Source organism: Roseburia sp. OF03-24, assembly GCF_003463035.1.
In the GTDB taxonomy this organism is placed as follows: domain Bacteria; phylum Bacillota; class Clostridia; order Lachnospirales; family Lachnospiraceae; genus Roseburia; species Roseburia rectibacter.
The window spans coordinates 46753-65707 of record NZ_QSCK01000016.1 but is presented as its reverse complement, the minus strand read 5'-3'; the positions used below and the strand labels follow the sequence as shown (position 1 = coordinate 65707).

Here is an 18955-nt window from a genome sequence, read left to right as displayed (position 1 = left end):
TATTTGATTAATTTGCTGCTTCTGTCTCTGTTGCATCAACAGCTTCCTGTGGCTCTGCACTTTCTGTGCTCTCTGTCTCTGCCGGAGCCTCCACAGTTACTTCTGCGTTATCCTTGACAGACTGTAATGCAAGATTATCCACATAGATCTGTCTTAAATACTTCTCGCCATACGCTGCATCGCCATAACCATAGTTCTTATATAAATCTTCTTCTGATGAAAAATTGTTACTGCTCATCAGTGTCTGCACATAGGAAGAAAATCCGTCTTCATCAAGCTCTGTTCCTTCTTTTTCTGCGATCGCACCTGTGATGAACTCCATGGAAATATTTTTCTCCATGCCGGATCTCCATTCCTGGCGTACCTCATCAAGTGTCATATTATACTGTTTGCTGACATAATCTTCCAGTTTGGAATCATCCCCGTCACAGTTGTTCTGTACAAACTGTTTCTCATAATCATTGACACGGGCTGTCAGATAATCCTCCGGAATGTCTACTTTACAGTTATCTAACAGATACTGCTGCACTGCTGCATAAGTGTCACTGTCCTTGTTGCTGCTTGCAGTGTTCTCAAGAAAAGTTTTGATCTGTGCATACATATCATCTACAGTATCAGCCTGGAACTGTTTCTGTGCGAACTCGTCATCCACATCATCAAGTGTCATCTCTTTCTGGATGGAATTGACTGTAAATGTAAATACAACCTGCTTTCCGGCAAGATCTGCATTACCGTAATTATCCGGGAATGTCACATCGCTGTCAATGACATCGCCGACCGATGCACCTTTTAAATCATCTGTAAAGCCATCAATAAAGGAGCTTGACTGGCTTCCTGCGGAACAGTTATTGTCCACATCGATATTCTGATCCTCGGCACTTCCATTATCGAATGCCTCTCCGTCTAATTTTCCAACATAGTCCACATTTACGATGTCACCCTCACCAACCGTGGTTTTGGTATCATCTGCAACATAGAACGGTCCATAATAAGAGAACATCTGCTCAAAATAATCTTTTGCATCCTGATCGTCCACATCATAATCACCGGTGATCGTAACCGGCACCTTGCTGTAATCGCAGAGTGTCACATAATCGGAAGGATTCAGATCATAAGAAAGACTCTCATATTCCACAGCAGATGTGCTCTCTGCATTTTCTGTACTATTTACTGCCTCTGCAGCCTCCGTACCCTCTATGGCATTATTTTTCTTATTGCCACATCCTAATGCAGTGACTGCCATCATCGCACAAAGCATTACTACTACTACTTTTTTCTTCATAATTAAATTACCTTTCTAATCCTTTAAGACAAACTTTTCCGTCTAACCTTAATAACATACCACAATTTCTGCAAAAATAAAAGCATGTTTGACAAAAGTTATCACATATGATAGTTTTTTGAAAAAGGGGCTGAAATAATGGGAAAGACACTTGTATTAGGAAAAGATACAAAACAACTTGATAAAGACGTGGAATTATGCCGCACAACCAATGAAAGGATCAGTAATCAGGCAGCACAGTTACTGATTGAAAACCAGATCCCTTTTACAAGAAGTTTTATTAAGATTCCATTTTTTTTACGTGAAAAATACCGTGGCGCACACCAGTTTTATGTGATCAATACCAACCGCAACCGTTATTCACAGGCAAGACATACACTCGATCATATGGATTCTGTTTTCCGGCGCGGATTGATCGTGAGCAATTATTAAGATGGGGACTTGAAAATTCAGGTCCCCTTTTTTATACCTCACAGACCTCATATAGGTAACTGTTTCCCTGCTTTCCAACTCTGTCTACAATCTTTAAATCTGTCAGTATCAGAAGTACTGTCTGCGCCAGCGACACAGGTATTTTCGCATATTTTGAAAAATCTTTCGTAGTAAAAGGCTCTGGCAGATCAAACGGGATAAACTGCATATAATCTTCCCTTCTCTCGATGCATACCTCTTCCACAAACTGCACCGGAATACGGTCATAGCGCTCACTGCCTTTCTTTTTATCTTTACTCCAGCCGTTTAGCAGACGGTATTCTTCCATATCGATCAGGGCAAAGCGAAATCTCAGATTTTCATCTTTTAAAAAAGGACGGATTTTATATAACTCTTTAAATGCCAGATAAGGATTACCTTTTTTCGGCGACTTTCGCTTTGGTGACATTTCCCCGCTCTCCTCGTCGATCCAGGAAAGCCATTTGATATGAGGGATCGGATAAACGATCGTCACCGGATAGCTTTTTAGAAATGCATCAAGTTTTCTTCGCATAACATTAAAGGAGCGCGTCTGTATCTCAATGATCTCGGTTCCTGTAAAAATATCTGCCACAAAATTTTCGATCGGAATCTCATGCATGTCCGTATCCGGTGCATAATAATTTTTCAAAACAGCATGTACCGTTTTCTCGGAAAGCGTCCCGATTCCCTGACGTTCCCTGTTTACCCCGATCACTTTATTTTTTGCATCTTCAAACCTCAATTCATCAATACACATGACACACTCCCTTTGCAGAATGCAGTCCTATTTTCTTTCCGGATGCTTCATGTCCTTTAAAATATCAAAACAGTCAAAAGTTCTGAAGTAATCATCCGGTGTCTCCGCACGGCGGATTAACTGGGTAGAACCATCTTCTTTTAACAATACCTCCGCAGAACGAAGTTTTCCGTTATAGTTATATCCCATGGAGAAACCATGTGCTCCGGCATCATGGATCACAAGCAGATCTCCCATGTCGATCTTCGGCAGCATACGGTCGATGGCAAATTTATCACAGTTCTCACAGAGGGAACCTGTTACATCATATTTGTGGTCACATGGCTCGTCCTCTTTTCCCATAACGGTAATATGATGATATGCCCCGTAAATTGCTGGACGCATCAGGTTGACCGCACAGGCATCCACACCGATATACTCTTTATAGGTGTGTTTCTCATGGATTGCTTTCGTCACAAGGCAGCCGTAAGGTGCTAACATGAAACGACCCATCTCTGTATAGATAGAGATATTTCCAAGTCCTGCCGGAACTAAGATCTCCTCAAAAGCCTCTTTGACGCCCTGACCGATCACACGGATATCATTCGGAGTCTGATCCGGAGTATAAGGTACACCAACACCGCCGGAAAGATTGATAAACTGGATATCGCATCCGGTCTTATCGCGCAGTTCCACAACTAATTCAAACAACTGTCTTGCCAGTTTCGGATAATATTCGTTTGTCACTGTGTTGCTTGCTAAAAACGCATGCACGCCAAAATGCTTTGCACCTTTTTCTTTTAAAATTTTAAATCCCTCGATGATCTGTTCATGGGTGAATCCGTATTTTGCATCACCAGGATTGTCCATGATCCCGTTGCTCATCTTAAAGACTCCGCCCGGATTATAACGGCAGCTAATTGTCTCCGGAATCTTTCCGATTGTTTTCTCTAAGAAGTCAATGTGGGTAAAGTCATCTAAGTTGATGATCGCACCAAGTTCATTTGCAAATTTGAACTCCTCAGCCGGTGTATCATTTGAAGAAAACATAATATGCTTTCCATCAAAACCCTGAGAATCTGCCAGCATTAATTCTGTTAAAGATGCACAGTCGCAGCCACAGTCATATTCTTTTAAGATATCAAGAATATATGGGTTTGGTGTTGCCTTTACCGCAAAATATTCACGGAATCCCGGATTCCAGGAAAATGCCTCTTTGACTGCCTTTGCATTTTCACGGATTCCTTTCTCATCGTAGAGATGAAACGGTGTCGGATATTTTTTTACGATCTCTTCGAGCTGTTCTTTGGTTACAAAAGGTTTCTTCTTCATAATTTTTCCTCCAAGATATTTAAAATACAGCCTGTACCAGCACCATATAAAGCACTGTGCCGACGCCGATACTAAGCAGGTTGTTTCGTTTCCAGACATGAAGCAGTATCACCACTGCCACGGATATAAACTCTGGAAGCCCATATGGATAGGATGTAATACTTACCGCCTTTAAACAATAAATCACCAGCATCCCTATCACTGCGGGCGGCAGCACCTTTCCAAGGTACTGTATCACAGGCGGGATCGGTTTTCCCGGCGGAAAGAATAAAAACGGGCAGAGTCTTGTAAAAAAGATCGTTCCCGCAACTGCTGCAATGATAACAAGTGAACGTGCCACACTAACCGGCATGATGCTCTACCTCCTTTTTCTGTTCTGTTTCTTTATCCAAAAACTTTCTGTACGGAAGCAGAATTAACATAATGCAGATCATGGTCGGCAGGATAAAATTGTCTGCCCCAAAGATCAGCAGGCAGATCAGTCCGCATCCAAGTCCGATCAGCACACTCGGACGGTTTTTTGACTCCATCCACTGTTCCACCATGATCACAACAAACAAAGCCGTCATCGCAAAATCAATGCCTGTTGTGTCGATTGGAAGCACCGAACCAAGCAGTGCTCCGATCGCCGAACCTGCGATCCAGTAAAGCTGGTCTAACAGTGCGATCGCAAATAAGAACTGTCCTTCGTCCACATCCTTTGGCACTTTCGTTACAAAAAATAAGGAATATGTCTCATCTGTCAGGGAAAAGATCATATACAGACGTTTTTTTCCCATCTTTGCAAAACGCTCTAACAACGACAGTCCATAAAAAATATGCCGGATATTTAACATAAACTCCATAAAGATCACCTGTAAAAGGCTCACACCCGGTGCAAAAAAGTTCACGGCGAGATATTGTCCGCTCCCTGCATAACAAAGAACGCTCATCAATATCGCCCACAGAAAATTATACCCTTTTTCCTGGATCATCACTCCGAAAGCCATGCCGATAAACAGATATCCTGTCATGACCGGTATGGTATATGGAAATGCGGCTTTAAATGCTTTTCCATAGGAGGATTTTTTACTTATTTTGTTTTTTTCTATTTCACAATCCATTTCTTTTATCTATCCCCTGCACTTTATCACTTTAGCTTATCGCACTATGTACTCTACAACAATTTTTGTGATACATCAAGACAATTTTCAACAAAAACTTCACTATTGCAAAAACATGTGCTATACTTTTTCTAGTCGCGTTTTACACGAAAAGGAGTTATGAATGAGTATTACCGTATTAAACTATATGGATCAGGCATTAGTTGACCGTATCCATTCGCAGGCTGCCAAACGTGCCGAAGCTGCAAAGCAGACTACTTCAGACGATTTTGCAACCGTGTTAGCTGACAGTACAAAAGCTATAGAAAACAATCAGAACACCATCAGCACCAATACCGCCGTATCTGATACATCGACCGTATCCACAGGTCAGACTGCTGCATCATCCGCAAGTTCTTATACTTCGAGCGAGCTTGACTCTATTTTCGAAGATGCAGCCAATACCTATGGTGTTTCTTCTATTATACTAAAATCAATTGCAAAAGCAGAATCCGGATTTAATCCGTCTGCCGTAAGCAGTGCAGGTGCCGTCGGTATCATGCAGTTAATGCCATCGACCGCTGCTGCTCTTGGCGTTTCTAATTCCTACGATGCCAGAGAAAATATCATGGGCGGTGCAAAATATATCAGTCAGTTATTGTCCAACTATCAGGGAAATATTTCCCTTGCTCTCGCCGCTTACAATGCCGGCAGTGCAAATGTTGACAAATACGGCGGCATCCCGCCTTTTACTGAGACACAGAATTACGTTAAAAAGGTTCTCTCTTATATGGAAGAATTTGGTTCTGCTGTTTCTAATACGGTATCTTCCGTTTCAGACCAGCTTTCTTCTATTTTCAGTCTGACCGGAACTGCAAGAGATGAAGCAAATCAGATGCTCGCTGATTTCTTCTCCTCCAAAAATATCAGTAAAGATGCACTTGATATCTTAACTGCTATTTTAAAATTAAAAAATATGATATCTGGTCAGACAACATCAACAGATGTCTCTTCTGCTTTACAGAATACGGATACTACAACATCTGCTGTGGGAAGTACCTCTGAAACCCCATCCGACCGCACTGCAGTCCTTACTTCCATAAATTCTGATTCTGAAACAATTGAAGATATCACAAAAGACATCCCTGTACGCGTGATTCCTTCTGCAGAAACAGATACGGACGAAGATACTGATACTAAAACAAACACAGATATTGATGCAGCTGTCAGCACAGATACTAATGACGATGTCAGTACAGACACTGACAGTGAATCTTAAATATCCTGTTGCCTGCGGATTGCCCGCAGGCAATTTTTATGTCGATCCTATGGATCTCAAAACTTCTGTCTGATCCGTAACTGTTTCATACTTTCCTATATCGTTATGATAATTCTTCAATCTGTCCCTCTAAGTAGTGATTAAATTCTTTCATAAACTGATACACCGTCTTTACATCCTCTGTAGAATAATGGGACAAAAACTCCATATCCCTTTTTTCCCAGCGTTTGTGACGTTTTGCATGTTCCTCAAACAACATTTTTCCTAGATCCGTCAGTTTAAAATAGACTTCTTTTTTGTTTGATTCCAAAGTGTATTTTTCAATCAGACCTTTCGCTAACAGCTTCTTTGTCATTTTGCTGATCGCGCCTCTTGTCATCCCCATATTTTCTGCGATCTTGGTAACATTGGGTAACTCTAATCTTCCAATATAGTCAATACAGTGCGTCTCGGAATAGCCATATTCATCGAGACATTTCCCCTCGGTCAGCTTCGAGAGCATGTCCTGCCGCTCTAACATCAGCGCAAGCTCTTTTAACAGAAGCTCCTGCTCTTTCATACATCCACTCCCTTACATAAAAGCAAATATTGTTTCCTTGTCAACAATTACTTCTGTTTTAATATAGCGCAAGTTTGTTTCCTTGTCAACAATATATGACAAAGATTCTGGGGAAAAAAACAGAGGCGTCAAGATTTTTGTCTCTTGATGCCTCTGATGTTTTTACTGCTTACGCGTCAAAGTGAAATCCTGCCAGTAAAGAGCCTAGGCTGGTGCCTGTGGATTCTGTATCGGTATATTTTTCTAATTCTTCCTCTGCAACACCTTCGGTATCAACCATCTCTTCCTGCAGTGCTTTCATGCTGAGGCTGATCTTATTATCGTTGGTATTGACAACTTTTACTTTTACCTTCTGTCCCTCTTTTAACACTTCGGACGGCTTTTTGATACGGCGCTCACAGATCTGTGAAATATGTACCAGACCACTCAGTCCGTTTCCAAGGTTTATGAATGCACCATATGGCATCAGTGACTCAACAGTTCCTTCCATGACAGTGCCAGGCACGATCATGGAGATCTTGTGGTTACGTTCTTCGGCTTCTGCCTCTCTTGCTACTGCCTTGCCGGATAAAACAAGTTTTTCTTTTTCTGCATCCACAGTGATCACGCGTACCTCGATCTCTTTTCCGATCCATGCATCGGTATCTTCCACATAATCAAGTGTGATCTGCGATGCCGGGATAAATGCACGGATACCTTCCAGATAAGTAACAACACCGCTCGGTACGCTCTCTTGGATGCGCACTTTTACTGTCGTCTCACCTTCCATCATCTGTTTTAATTTATCCCATGCAAGTATATCGTTTGCTTCTTTCTTGGAAAGTACGATATTGCCTGCACCATCGTCTTTCTGTACCACTGTTGCCTCGATCACATCACCTTTATGTACCTGCTCTAGCACATTAAAATCAGGATCATTGCTTAAATCTGCAACTTTGATGATACCCTGCGCATAATATTTTAAATCCAGTGTTACTTCCTCTTCATTTACATCAATGACAGTACCGGAAATGATGTCTCCCTCGTTGATCCTGCGGAAAGAGGCTTCCAGTTCGTCTTTGTAGTCGTCCATTGTTTCCATTGTGTGATCCTCCCATTTGTTAATTGTAATACCTGTAAAACTCACCCACTTTTTCTGAAATTGCGAGAGACTGACACATGAAACGAAGGCACGCTTCCGCTGCGTGTCGCTCGCAACGGATACTAAGTGACCAAAATACGGTCACTTAGTACCGGCGGCTCCCCAGCACCTTCTTATTCATTTGTCAGTCTCTCGCAATAGCTCCACATTTTGTTGAGTTTTGCAGAGATCTACATTTTCTAAACGGTATTATAACACACCCGTCCCTAAAACAAAATGACAACTTTGAACAGATCCCCGTCGACCTCGACGTGGAATTCGCCGTCCTGGGCTTCGGTAAAACTTTTTGCGATCGCAAGACCAAGTCCGGAACCTTCTGTGTTTCTTGAACTGTCGCCACGCACAAATCGTTCCGTGATCTCATCACCGCTGATATGTATTTCCTCAGCAGACATATTTTTTAAGATGATTTCCACAAGGGATGCTTTCTTTCGCACCTCTAAATAAACCCTGCTGCCCTGCATTGCATATTTGACCACATTGACAAAGAGATTTTCAAAAATGCGGTAGGTTTTCTGGTTATCAAGCATTAACAGTACTTTCTCTTCCGGCACATTCCACTTAAGTTCGAGTCCCCGCTCTTTCATCTTATCCACATGTTCAATGCTGACCTGTTTGATCAGGTTTACAACGTCAAGTTCCATCTTATTAAGTACGATATTATTGCTGTTTGCCTTGCTGACTTCAAAAAGATCTTCGATCAGCACCTTAAGGCGCAGTGATTTACGCTCTAAAGTATCAATGTAAGAACGCCTTTCTTCCTCCGTGATGTCTTCTTTTTTCAGCAGTTCAATGTATGTCGTGATGGCAGTGAGCGGTGTTTTTAAGTCATGTGAAACATTTGTGATCAGTTCTGTTTTCATACGCTGGCTCTTTACCTCTTCCTCCACTGCTTTTTTCATACCGGTCTGGATCTGCGCAAGTTCGTCCCGGAACGGATTAAATATGCCAAAATCCCCCTGAATCTCCTGATCAAGATTACCTTCTGCGATCGTCTGCATGGCATCTAACATCGCATGATAATCTTTATTGATCTGCTCATAATGTTTCTTTATAATAAAAAACAGGACGATCGAATAGACAACTAATGCACCGATCCCAAAGAACCAGAACAAGGAACAGGCTGCAAGCACTGCAAAGTTTATAACGACAACTTTTAAGATCAGTTTTGTCGTTTCCTCACTGAAATCAATGTGTGTGATCTCCCCGGAGAGTGTGTTCCACCACTGTCTGATCCGGTTGCCTGTCTTTTTAAACTGTTTTTTTATCCATGGGAAGATCTGATAGACCAGACTGTATCTTTTAACATATTCCCATAGTCCGACTGAAAATACCGGTCTCAGCAGATATGCGGCTGCAAACCACATTGCATAGATCAGCCACAAAGTTCCAACTACAGTAAGTACGCTGATCACAACATCATAAACCTGTCCACCCATCAGTTCATCTGCCGCATCCGAAAATGAATCAAATCCATATGACCAGATAAGTTCCATAAAGTAATTCTGCAGACACAGTCCGCAGATCACACCTGTGACTCCAAGTTCTGCCGCGTAAGCATGTACCTTTCCATCATTTAAGATATTGCCTCCGGCTTTTTTCCCTGTCATAAAAAACATAAATGCGATCACCGCTACAACCGATACGCCATACAATGGAAGTGCCCCATTAATTTTATAGGCGGACAGCTTTTCAAAATAATCTTCTTCCTCATCACTGCCAGAATCATAAAGAATATTTTCAGATGCTTTCTCTTTGGAAATACCGATCACAAACTCTATATTTTCCGGTCCTTTGAGCACGGGCATGTCTGTTGGATTAAAATACTCTTCCAGATTAGTTTTTAACAGTTCACTGCGTTCCTGTGCCCCTAATGATTTTACTAAAAGATCGCCGCTATTTTCCCTGTCTGACAGCAGAGGAATTACTTCCATCGCCCCGACTTCATTAAATTTTACCGCAAACAATTCGCTGTAATATTGTGCCAGTTGTTCACTGACATCCTTTTCCTCTCCACCGAGTACGCTCTCTAAATTCTGCGTTGTATTTTTCAGTTTACTTCCATCTTCGGATTCCATGACGCAATAATCAATCTGGGAACGGATTTTTTCAAACTGACTGCTCCATTCATCCATCACCGACAATACTTCATCATTGGTTACCTGCTCTAATTGTTCCTGTGACTCCCACCTGTCGGTTTCATCCGCTTTTGCATAAGATGCGATATAAAGATCTGTTGCTGACATCTCCGTCTCACTCTTCTGATTCTGATATTCCAGATCGAGCAGATAAAATCCCTCATACAGATTTTTCAGAAACTGTGTCCGAATCTGCATATCACTGTCTGCACCTGTTTTTGCTGCTTCTGTCTTTTGCATCCAGTCTTTGCTTCTGCGATTGATTCCCGGATAGCATAAAAAATTGATAACTGCTAAAACAAGAAGAAACCCTGCTGTTATCACAATCCCCGCCTTACGGCTGTTTTTCCATTTTATATCCAACGCCCCACACCACCTTTAAATATTTTGGTTCTCTCGGATTGATCTCGATCTTATCCCTGATATTTCTCACATGCACCATAATCGTATCCGTATTGATCGCTTTTTCATTCCAGACACGCTCGTAAATCTCGTCCGCCGAATAAACTCTTCCCGGATTTTTCATCAGAAGTGCTAAGATTTTAAACTCAATCGGTGTCATTTTTACCGGTTTTCCATCCACAAATACTTCTACCGTATCTTCATTCAGCTCAATTCCGCCAATGCTATGTATCCTGTCATTTTCCTTTTTCTCCTGACTTTTGTTGTTAAACTTTGTATAACGCCGGAGCTGGGAATTGACGCGCGCCATCAATTCTAACGGCGTAAATGGTTTTGTCACATAATCGTCCGCTCCGATGTTCAGCCCGATCACTTTATCTGTCTCCTCTGATTTCGCCGAAAGCATAATTACAGGAAAATCATGATGTTCCCTGAGTTTTAATGTCATTGTTACCCCATCCATACGCGGCATCATGATATCAACGATCGCAAGATGTATCTCCTTACTCTCAATAATCTCTAAACCTTCTATACCATCTGCCGCCTTATAAACGTTATAATTCTGGCTTTTTAAAAATATCTCGATTCCATCACGGATCTCTTTGTCATCTTCTACGATTAAAATATTGTACTGTTCCATTATTTTTGTCTGTGTGAAAGATTTTCACACTTCTCCCCTTTTCTTTCTGTGCTGCAGATGTTCCTTTTTTCCACACTTCCTATCAGTATATCATTTACCATAACAAAATGAAACAAATCCTGTATTATTCCCGGCACAACTGATATCTTCCTGCTCTTACCCTCCTTTGAGTATTATCATACCTTCCGAATGCAAAGAACGCCCGCAGAAAAAAATAAAGATTTTTGAAAGATTCTCTTTATATTTTCCTTATTTTTGCAAAATTCTCTTTTTTTCTCTATATTTTTGTCCCTATTTACATTTGTGTGTCTGATGTATCAACAGTATAATTATACATTTCACGAATTGCGTATGCAATTAGAAAATCAAGTAGTCCAAATTCCATAAAATGAAATTTTAGGGCAAATTACAGACATTGGCTTGGCTGTAGTATTTTTAAACAACGTGTGTTAGACTACTGTTATACAAATCAAAATTTATAAAGGAGAATATTGATGAAATTATTTTTATGTTCGCACTTTTCAAGTGTAGGAAGTCTGATAAAGGAAGAAATTGAAAATAAGAAAGTCGCATTTATTCCAACAGCTTCACTGCGTGAAGGCTACACCGGTTATGTCGGCTCGGCTCGAAAATTATTCAAAAAGTTGGGAGCGATCGTAACTGAAATTGATATTTCAACGGAGGCTTATTCAACGATACAGTCTGTTTTTGAAGAAGCAGATGTGATATATTTTACCGGCGGAAATTCTTTCTTTCTTATGGACCAGCTCCGTAAAACGGGAACTGATGGACTGCTGAAAAAGGAATTGGCAAATGGAAAATTGATGATCGGCGAGTCGGCAGGCGCAATTATATGCGCTCCAAGCATCCAATATATCGAGCAAATGGATGAAAAGCCGGAGGACTACTCACAAGAAGATGATGCAGGGATTGATTTGATTGATTTCTATGTTCTTCCGCATTATCTTACAGCACCATTTAAGAAAGTTACCGAGAAAATAATGACTGAGTTTTCGGATTTGAATCTATGCCCAATTAACAACCGTCAGGGAATTGTAATTGATGGTGAAGATTCAAAGGTTATTTGCAAAGACTAATTTGAAAATTCCAGTTTGTCAATTACAAGTGACATTGAAAGAGTCAGCCCATTCAAGGTGCTGGCTCTTTCAAAAATTCCATTCTAATAAATTGCATGATAACTTAGAGTAAAAATGAATACCCATTAGCCGGAAATAAATAGAAAATGAATAAAAGTGTGGTGTTTCGTATAATTATGAGTTAGTATGCATCAGACACACTTTTGTAAAAAGGGAGATATTTTTTTGCATTTCACTGATAAGAGTGTTACAATACGAATGTTATTAAATTTTCGAGGAGGTTTACTTATGGACAAGAAAACAACAGGAATCGTTTCCTACATCACGCTTATCGGCTGGCTGATTGCATTCTGCGCCGGTGACAAAGAGGGTGCAAAATTTCATTTAAACCAGTCACTGGTGTTATACCTTGCATCACTGATCAACAGCATTATTATTTCGCGCATTCCGATCTGTGGATGGGCTGTCAGCGGCATTTTCTCCATTGTATTCTTTATTTTCTGGATCATGGGATTAGTATATGCCTGCAAAGATGAAGAAAAAGAGCTTCCACTTTTAGGAAGTATTAAGATTTTAAACTAAGATATTAAAAAAACATTATTATGTAAAAACCCGGCTTTAAGGTACATGACCCCAAAGCCGGGTTTCTTTTTCTGTGCACAGACCTGCCTGCTAAAACAGGCAGTCTGCTATCTTATACGATTTTCTTATACCTCTACGGTAATTTTGTCTAAGTGCCAGATATCATCCACATACTCCTGGATTGTACGGTCAGAGGAGAATTTACCGGCATGTGCGATATTTAAGATTGCACTCTTTGCCCAACCTTCTTCATCTTTGTATGCTTCCATGACGCGTTTCTGTGCATCTGCATAGGAACGGAAATCCTTTAAGATGAAATAGGTATCTGCAAACTGTGTACACTGTGTATTGAGCAGTGAATTGTACAGGTCACGGAATAACTCAGGATCATTCGGTGAATAAAATCCATTGATGAGCTGCATCAGTACCTTACGGATATCCTGATCACTGTTGAAGATCTGCATTGGATCATAGTCACGGTTTCTTTCATGCGCAATGACTTCATCGGAACTCATACCGAAAATAAAGGCATTTTCTTTGCCGACTTCCTCTACGATCTCAACATTGGCACCATCCATCGTTCCGAGCGTCAGCGCACCGTTTAACATGAATTTCATGTTACCGGTTCCGGATGCCTCTTTGCTGGCTGTAGAAATCTGCTCACTGACATCTGCTGCCGCAAAGATCCACTCTGCGATCGATACACGGTAGTCTTCAATAAATACAACTTTGATCTTGCCATTAATGCTTCTGTCATTGTTGATGACATCTGCAACATTGTTGATCAGCTTGATTGTAAGTTTGGCATTCTTATAGCCTGCTGCTGCTTTTGCGCCAAAAATAAATGTTCTCGGATAGAAATCCATATCCGGGTGCTCTTTTAATTCGTTATACAGATACATGACATGTAAAATATTCAGTAACTGACGTTTGTATTCATGCAGACGTTTTACCTGCACATCAAAGATGGAACGCGGATCTACTTCAATGCCATTGTGCTCTTTGATATATTTTGCAAGGCGCAGCTTGTTCTGATATTTGATGTTCATGAACTCCTGCTGTGCTTTCTTATCAGTTGCATAAATCGCCAGCTTTTCAATATGGGCAAGATTTGTGATCCAGTCATTTCCGATATGCTCACTTACCCAGTCTGCAAGCAATGGATCACCATGCATTAAGAAGCGGCGCTGTGTGATTCCGTTTGTCTTGTTGTTGAACTTCTGCGGGAATAACTCATAAAAATCATGAAGCTGCTCATTCTTTAAAATCTCTGTGTGGAGTTTTGCCACACCGTTTACGGAATATCCTGCTGCGATTGCAAGATGTGCCATCTTCACCTGACCATCATAAACGATCGCCATGCGTGCAACCTTGCCGTTATCGCCAGGGAACTCCGCCTGGATCTGTAAAATAAATCTGCGGTTAATCTCCTCAACGATCTGATAGATACGCGGAAGCAGCCTTGAGAATATCTCGATCGGCCATTTTTCAAGTGCCTCAGCCATGATCGTGTGGTTGGTGTATGCACAGGTCTTTGTTGTGATCTCCCATGCCTCATCCCAGCTTAATCCTTCTTCGTCAAGTAAAATACGCATAAGTTCTGCCACTGCAACAGTCGGATGTGTATCATTTAACTGGAATGTCACTTTCTCCGGCAGTTTGTGGATATCATCATGATGTTTTTTGTAACGTGCCAGCGCACGCTGTACACTTGCAGATACAAAGAAATACTGCTGTTTTAAACGAAGCTCTTTTCCTGCGATATGATTATCATTCGGATAAAGTACTTCCACTAAGTTGCGGGCAAGATTTTCCTGCTCTACTGCCTTGTGGTAATCACCTTTATCAAAAGAGTCTAACTCAAAGCACTCCATCGGCTCTGCATCCCAGATCATTAAGGTATCTACCACATGATTGCCATAACCTACGATCGGCATATCATACGGTACCGCTAAAACAGACTGGTAATTTTCCTGTATAAAACGTGTTTTCCCCTCTTCTGTCACTTCTGCACGGACATAACCGCCGAATTTAACTTCATAGGAATACTCCGGACGGCGAAGTTCAAACGGATATCCATTCTTTAACCAGTTATCCGGCACTTCCACCTGAAAACCGTCTTTGATCTTCTGTTTGAACATTCCGTAACGGTAACGGATACCGCAGCCGTAAGCTGCGTATCCAAGTGTTGCCAGTGACTCCATAAAGCAGGCTGCAAGACGTCCGAGTCCGCCATTTCCAAGTGCCGGATCCGGCTCCTGATCCTCGATCTCATCTAAGTTCAGACCGATCTCCTCAAGTGCCTCTTTGACCTCTTTGTACATTTTTAAATTGATCATGTTGTTGCCAAGCGCACGACCCATTAAAAACTCCATGGACATGTAGTAAACCATCTTTGGATCCTGTTTGTCAAACGCTTTCTGTGTGGCAAGCCAGTCATCAATAATGACATCTTTTACCGTGTAGGAAACTGCCTGAAAAATCTCCTGTTGTGACGCCTCATCTAACGTTTTGCGGTAAAGATTCTTTACATTTTCTTTTACATCCTCAATAAACGCTTCTTTGTTGAAAACATTTTCCTTCATCTAGTTTTCTCCTTTTTTGACTCCAAGCAATACTTTTTCCCCATTGATGTTCCATTCCTTGCAGTAAATTCCGTTTTCTCCGGAGTCAAAAGAATCAGCTTCTGCTACAACTTCAGTACCTAAAACATCACCCATGATGTCATTTTCGTACTTATTAAAGATGTCGGCTACTTTTTCATCTGCATGATAGTAAATGGAAATTTTATCCATAACCTCAAATCCGGCTTCCTTACGCATGGTCTGGATCTTGCTGATCAGCTCACGGACAAATCCTTCCTCTACCAGTTCAAGTGTCAGGTTCGTATCAAGCACAACTGTTACCGTATTATCTCCTTCCGTCACATAACCTTCCATCTGTGTCATCGTGATCAGAAGGTCTTCCTCGGAAAGTTTTACATCATCACTGACAGAAGGCAGTGCAAGAACGCCGTTTGCCTTTAATTCTGCCATTGCCTTATTTCCGTCTAACTCTGCAAGTGCTTTCTGGATCTGTCCTAAGAACTTGCCATATTTCGGTCCGACAGTACGAAGCTGTGGTTTGAAAGTATAGCTTGTATATGCACTGACATCCTCTGTGAAGTTTACTTTCTTCACATTTAACTCATCCTCGATGATCTCCACAAAATATTCTGGCAGTACATTCGGTGCTTTGACATACATATTTCCGATTGGCTGACGATTCTTGATATTTGCAGAGTTACGGCACGCACGACCCATAACAACGATCTTTAAGACCTCATCCATATTTTTCTCTAAATCTTTGTCGATCCAGCTTTCATTGACTGCCGGGAAATCGCACAGATGGATACTCTCCGGTGCCTCTGTATTGATGGAACGCACCAGATTCTGATAAATCTCCTCTGTCATGAATGGGATCATAGGAGCTGCTGCCTTACAGATCTCAACAAGTGCAGTATAAAGTGTCATGTAAGCATTGATCTTATCCTGCTCCATGCCCTTTGCCCAGAAACGGTCACGGCTTCTTCTGACATACCAGTTACTCATGTCATCCACGAACTCATCGAGTACCTTTGCTGCCTCCGGGATGCGGTAATTTGCAAGGTTCTCATCTGTTCCTTTGATCGCAGAATTCAGTTTGGATAACAGCCATTTATCCATAACGGATAATTTCTCATAATCTAAAGTATATTTCGTCGCATCAAACTGGTCAATATTTGCATACAGTACAAAAAATGCATAAGTATTCCACAGAGTACCCATGAATTTGCGCTGTCCTTCCTGTACCAGCTTACCGCTGAAACGTTTCGGGATCCACGGTGCACTGCTTGTATAGAAATACCAGCGGATCGCATCTGCGCCATAAGTCTCTAATGCATCAAACGGATCTACTGCATTTCCTTTGGACTTACTCATCTTCTGTCCGTTCTCATCCTGTACATGGCCAAGAACGATAACGTTCTCGTAAGGCGCTTTGTTAAATAACAGTGTAGATTCTGCCATCAGGGAGTAGAACCATCCTCTTGTCTGGTCAACTGCCTCAGAGATAAACTTCGCCGGGAACTGTTTTTCAAATACATCTTTGTTCTCAAATGGATAGTGATGCTGTGCAAATGGCATTGCTCCGGAATCGAACCAGCAGTCGATTACTTCCGGTACACGATGCATTTCTTTTCCACAATCCGGACATTTGAATGTAACTGCATCGATATACGGACGATGAAGTTCTACTTTGGCATCATTTGGATTACCGCTTCTCTCCGCGAGTTCTGCGCGGCTTCCGATACACTCCTGATGACCACACTCACACTCCCATACCGGAAGTGGTGTTCCCCAGTAACGGTTACGGGAAATACCCCAGTCCTGGATATTCTCAAGCCAGTCACCAAAACGTCCTTTTCCAATGGACTCCGGAATCCAGTTTACGGTGTTATTGTTGCGGATCAGGTCATCTTTGACTGCAGTCATCTTGATGAACCAGGATTCTCTTGCGTAGTAGATCAGTGGTGTGTCGCATCTCCAGCAGTGTGGATATTCATGTTCAAACTTCGGCGCATCAAATAATAATCCTTTTTCATCGAGATCTTTTAATACCATAGGATCGGCTTTCTTTACAAAAATACCGGCATATGGTGTTTCTTTTGTAAGCTCACCTTTTCCATCTACAAGCTGTACAAATGGAAGGTCATATTTTCTTCCGACAGCGGCATCATCTTCACCGAATGCAGGTGCGATATGAACGATACCGGTACCATCTGTCATGGTTACATAGGTATCACATACGATGTAATGCGCTTTTTTGTGCTGTTTTTCGATGATCTCTTTTGCACAGTCAAATAAAGGCTCATACTCTTTGTACTCTAAATCGCTTCCCTTGTAAGTCTCTAATACCTCATATGCCTTTGTTCCCTCTGCTGCATCCTTATCAAGCAGTTTGCCAAGAACCGTGTCAAGCAGTGCCTCTGCCATATAATAGGTATATCCGTCAACCGCTTTTACTTTGCAGTAAGTCTCTTCCGGGTTCACACAGAGTGCGACGTTAGACGGCAGTGTCCAAGGAGTTGTTGTCCATGCAAGGAAATATGCATCCTCTCCGATTACTTTAAAACGTGCAACTGCAGAGCGCTCTTTGACCGTCTTATATCCCTGCGCAACTTCCTGGGAAGATAACGGTGTACCACAGCGCGGGCAGTAAGGAACGATCTTGAATCCTTTATATAAAAGGTTTTTATTCCAGATTTCTTTTAATGCCCACCATTCGGACTCAATGAAATTGTCGTCATAGGTAACGTACGGATTGTCCATATCAGCCCAGAAACCAACGGTCTTTGAGAAATCTTCCCACATACCTTTGTATTTCCATACGGATTCCTTACATTTTTTGATGAAAGGCTCCATACCGTATTCTTCGATCTGCTCTTTTCCATTTAAACCAAGGAGTTTTTCTACCTCAAGTTCTACCGGGAGTCCATGTGTATCCCAGCCGGCTTTACGCGGAACGAATTTTCCTTTCATGGTCTGGTATCTCGGGATCATATCTTTGATCGTACGGGTCTCCACATGTCCGATGTGCGGTTTGCCGTTTGCAGTTGGCGGTCCGTCATAAAAGGTGTACGTCTCTCCTTCCTTGCGGTGTTCCATGCTCTTTTTAAAGATGTCGTTGTCATTCCAGAACTTTTCGATCTGTTTTTCTCTGTCTACGAAATTCAGATTCGCATCAACTTTCTTATACATTGCTAACCTCCATTACTTAAATAAAGAGTCGTTTGCGACTCTTTCGCGCCCGAGTGGTGCTGTTTACAGCTAACTTCTTCTCCACGAGGTGCGTATCATTTTTCATTCACAGGAAATCCTGTGAATGAAAAAAGCCCTCGTCCTGTATATAGGACGAGGGCTTGATTTCTTCGTTATACCACCTGATATACAAATGTACACGGTAAAATCCGGATACATGTTCCCTGTAACGCAGGAAATGCGTCAGCGCTTACTCTGCCTCGAAAAGTCCTTATCTCAACCTGCCGGGATCATTTCAGACTGCAGCTTGGAAGTGATCTTCATTCAGCAGATACTCGCACCGGTTTCCACCTGCTCCGGCTCTCTGTTACTTTTTCTGATGAACTACTGTCTTCGTCATTGCCTTTTGCCAAAAATCTAGTTTTTAGTATAGACTCGGAAAGTAAGAATGTCAA

The 18955-nt window shown here is 41.7% G+C and carries 15 protein-coding genes; 4 read left to right on the top strand and 11 right to left on the bottom strand.

Annotated features, from left to right (window positions below; all coding sequences use genetic code 11):
- Window positions 1-7 precede the first annotated feature (7 nt).
- On the bottom strand, window positions 8-1282 hold the full coding sequence (locus DXA60_RS09900) for a trigger factor (RefSeq protein WP_117921087.1): 1275 nt from the start codon (window positions 1280-1282) through the stop codon (window positions 8-10).
- A gap of 138 nt (window positions 1283-1420) precedes the next feature.
- On the opposite strand from DXA60_RS09900, the gene DXA60_RS09895 reads away from it, so the two are divergent.
- On the top strand, window positions 1421-1714 hold the full coding sequence (locus DXA60_RS09895; RefSeq protein WP_117921086.1) for a hypothetical protein: 294 nt from the start codon (window positions 1421-1423) through the stop codon (window positions 1712-1714).
- A gap of 31 nt (window positions 1715-1745) precedes the next feature.
- On the opposite strand, the gene DXA60_RS09890 is transcribed toward DXA60_RS09895, so the two are convergent.
- From DXA60_RS09890 to DXA60_RS09875, 4 genes are read right to left on the bottom strand one after another with little or no spacing between them, the layout of a single operon-like run.
- Window positions 1746-2492 carry a hypothetical protein gene (locus DXA60_RS09890; protein ID WP_117921085.1) on the bottom strand — a complete coding sequence of 249 codons (747 nt, stop codon included), beginning with the start codon at window positions 2490-2492 and terminating at the stop codon, window positions 1746-1748.
- 27 nt (window positions 2493-2519) lie between these two features.
- Entirely contained in the window at window positions 2520-3803 is a 1284-nt protein-coding gene (locus DXA60_RS09885; RefSeq protein WP_015520098.1) for a diaminopimelate decarboxylase, read from the bottom strand.
- 19 nt (window positions 3804-3822) lie between these two features.
- Complete coding sequence (locus DXA60_RS09880) at window positions 3823-4155, bottom strand: branched-chain amino acid transporter permease (RefSeq protein WP_117921084.1); 333 nt, start codon at window positions 4153-4155, stop codon at window positions 3823-3825.
- On the bottom strand, window positions 4145-4906 hold the full coding sequence (locus DXA60_RS09875) for an AzlC family ABC transporter permease (protein WP_117921083.1): 762 nt from the start codon (window positions 4904-4906) through the stop codon (window positions 4145-4147). Before DXA60_RS09875 ends, DXA60_RS09880 begins: the two co-directional genes overlap by 11 nt.
- A gap of 163 nt (window positions 4907-5069) precedes the next feature.
- Here DXA60_RS09875 and DXA60_RS09870 point away from each other — a divergent pair, with 163 nt between their 5' ends.
- On the top strand, window positions 5070-6164 hold the full coding sequence (locus DXA60_RS09870; protein WP_117921082.1) for a lytic transglycosylase domain-containing protein: 1095 nt from the start codon (window positions 5070-5072) through the stop codon (window positions 6162-6164).
- Window positions 6165-6267: 103 nt separating this feature from the next.
- Here the strand turns inward: DXA60_RS09870 and DXA60_RS09865 are convergent, their stop codons facing one another.
- The 4 genes from DXA60_RS09865 to DXA60_RS09850 all read right to left on the bottom strand — a co-directional run bounded on the left by DXA60_RS09865 (window position 6268) and on the right by DXA60_RS09850 (window position 11044).
- Window positions 6268-6723, bottom strand: a complete 456-nt coding sequence (locus tag DXA60_RS09865) for a MarR family transcriptional regulator (RefSeq protein ID WP_117921081.1) — start codon at window positions 6721-6723, stop codon at window positions 6268-6270.
- Window positions 6724-6892: 169 nt separating this feature from the next.
- The gene (locus DXA60_RS09860; RefSeq protein WP_117921080.1) at window positions 6893-7804 is read right to left on the bottom strand and encodes a S1 RNA-binding domain-containing protein; all 912 of its coding nucleotides are present in this window, start codon (window positions 7802-7804) and stop codon (window positions 6893-6895) included.
- A gap of 266 nt (window positions 7805-8070) precedes the next feature.
- Window positions 8071-10365 (bottom strand): sensor histidine kinase, encoded by a 2295-nt coding sequence (locus tag DXA60_RS09855; RefSeq protein WP_117921079.1) that lies wholly within the window; start codon window positions 10363-10365, stop codon window positions 8071-8073.
- Window positions 10337-11044 (bottom strand): response regulator transcription factor, encoded by a 708-nt coding sequence (locus DXA60_RS09850; protein WP_117921078.1) that lies wholly within the window; start codon window positions 11042-11044, stop codon window positions 10337-10339. Before DXA60_RS09850 ends, DXA60_RS09855 begins: the two co-directional genes overlap by 29 nt.
- 494 nt (window positions 11045-11538) lie before the next feature.
- On the opposite strand from DXA60_RS09850, the gene DXA60_RS09845 reads away from it, so the two are divergent.
- Both DXA60_RS09845 and DXA60_RS09840 read left to right on the top strand, forming a co-directional pair.
- On the top strand, window positions 11539-12141 hold the full coding sequence (locus DXA60_RS09845) for a Type 1 glutamine amidotransferase-like domain-containing protein (RefSeq protein WP_007888235.1): 603 nt from the start codon (window positions 11539-11541) through the stop codon (window positions 12139-12141).
- A 288-nt stretch (window positions 12142-12429) separates the two neighbouring features.
- Window positions 12430-12723 (top strand): DUF4870 domain-containing protein, encoded by a 294-nt coding sequence (locus DXA60_RS09840; protein WP_243006834.1) that lies wholly within the window; start codon window positions 12430-12432, stop codon window positions 12721-12723.
- Window positions 12724-12848: 125 nt separating this feature from the next.
- Here DXA60_RS09840 and DXA60_RS09835 read toward each other — a convergent pair whose 3' ends face one another.
- Window positions 12849-15308: a glycogen/starch/alpha-glucan phosphorylase gene (locus DXA60_RS09835; protein ID WP_117921076.1), complete on the bottom strand. Its 2460-nt coding sequence runs from the start codon at window positions 15306-15308 to the stop codon at window positions 12849-12851.
- Window positions 15309-18500, bottom strand: a complete 3192-nt coding sequence (gene ileS / locus DXA60_RS09830) for an isoleucine--tRNA ligase (protein ID WP_117921075.1) — start codon at window positions 18498-18500, stop codon at window positions 15309-15311.
- Between the last annotated feature and the right edge of the window lie 455 nt (window positions 18501-18955).

Excerpts from the sequence above, each read along its gene's own strand:
- DXA60_RS09865 (WP_117921081.1), bottom strand. The coding sequence starts at position 6,723 with ATGAAAGAGCAGGAGCTTCTGTTAAAAGAGCTTGCGCTGATGTTAGAG.
- DXA60_RS09860 (WP_117921080.1), bottom strand. The coding sequence starts at position 7,804 with ATGGAAACAATGGACGACTACAAAGACGAACTGGAAGCCTCTTTCCGC.
- DXA60_RS09835 (WP_117921076.1), bottom strand. The coding sequence starts at position 15,308 with ATGAAGGAAAATGTTTTCAACAAAGAAGCGTTTATTGAGGATGTAAAA.
- DXA60_RS09885 (WP_015520098.1), bottom strand. The coding sequence starts at position 3,803 with ATGAAGAAGAAACCTTTTGTAACCAAAGAACAGCTCGAAGAGATCGTA.
- DXA60_RS09880 (WP_117921084.1), bottom strand. The coding sequence starts at position 4,155 with ATGCCGGTTAGTGTGGCACGTTCACTTGTTATCATTGCAGCAGTTGCG.
- DXA60_RS09870 (WP_117921082.1), top strand. The coding sequence starts at position 5,070 with ATGAGTATTACCGTATTAAACTATATGGATCAGGCATTAGTTGACCGT.
- ileS (WP_117921075.1), bottom strand. The coding sequence starts at position 18,500 with ATGTATAAGAAAGTTGATGCGAATCTGAATTTCGTAGACAGAGAAAAA.
- DXA60_RS09850 (WP_117921078.1), bottom strand. The coding sequence starts at position 11,044 with ATGGAACAGTACAATATTTTAATCGTAGAAGATGACAAAGAGATCCGT.
- DXA60_RS09890 (WP_117921085.1), bottom strand. The coding sequence starts at position 2,492 with ATGTGTATTGATGAATTGAGGTTTGAAGATGCAAAAAATAAAGTGATC.
- DXA60_RS09895 (WP_117921086.1), top strand. The coding sequence starts at position 1,421 with ATGGGAAAGACACTTGTATTAGGAAAAGATACAAAACAACTTGATAAA.
- DXA60_RS09900 (WP_117921087.1), bottom strand. The coding sequence starts at position 1,282 with ATGAAGAAAAAAGTAGTAGTAGTAATGCTTTGTGCGATGATGGCAGTC.
- DXA60_RS09840 (WP_243006834.1), top strand. The coding sequence starts at position 12,430 with ATGGACAAGAAAACAACAGGAATCGTTTCCTACATCACGCTTATCGGC.
- DXA60_RS09875 (WP_117921083.1), bottom strand. The coding sequence starts at position 4,906 with ATGGATTGTGAAATAGAAAAAAACAAAATAAGTAAAAAATCCTCCTAT.
- DXA60_RS09845 (WP_007888235.1), top strand. The coding sequence starts at position 11,539 with ATGAAATTATTTTTATGTTCGCACTTTTCAAGTGTAGGAAGTCTGATA.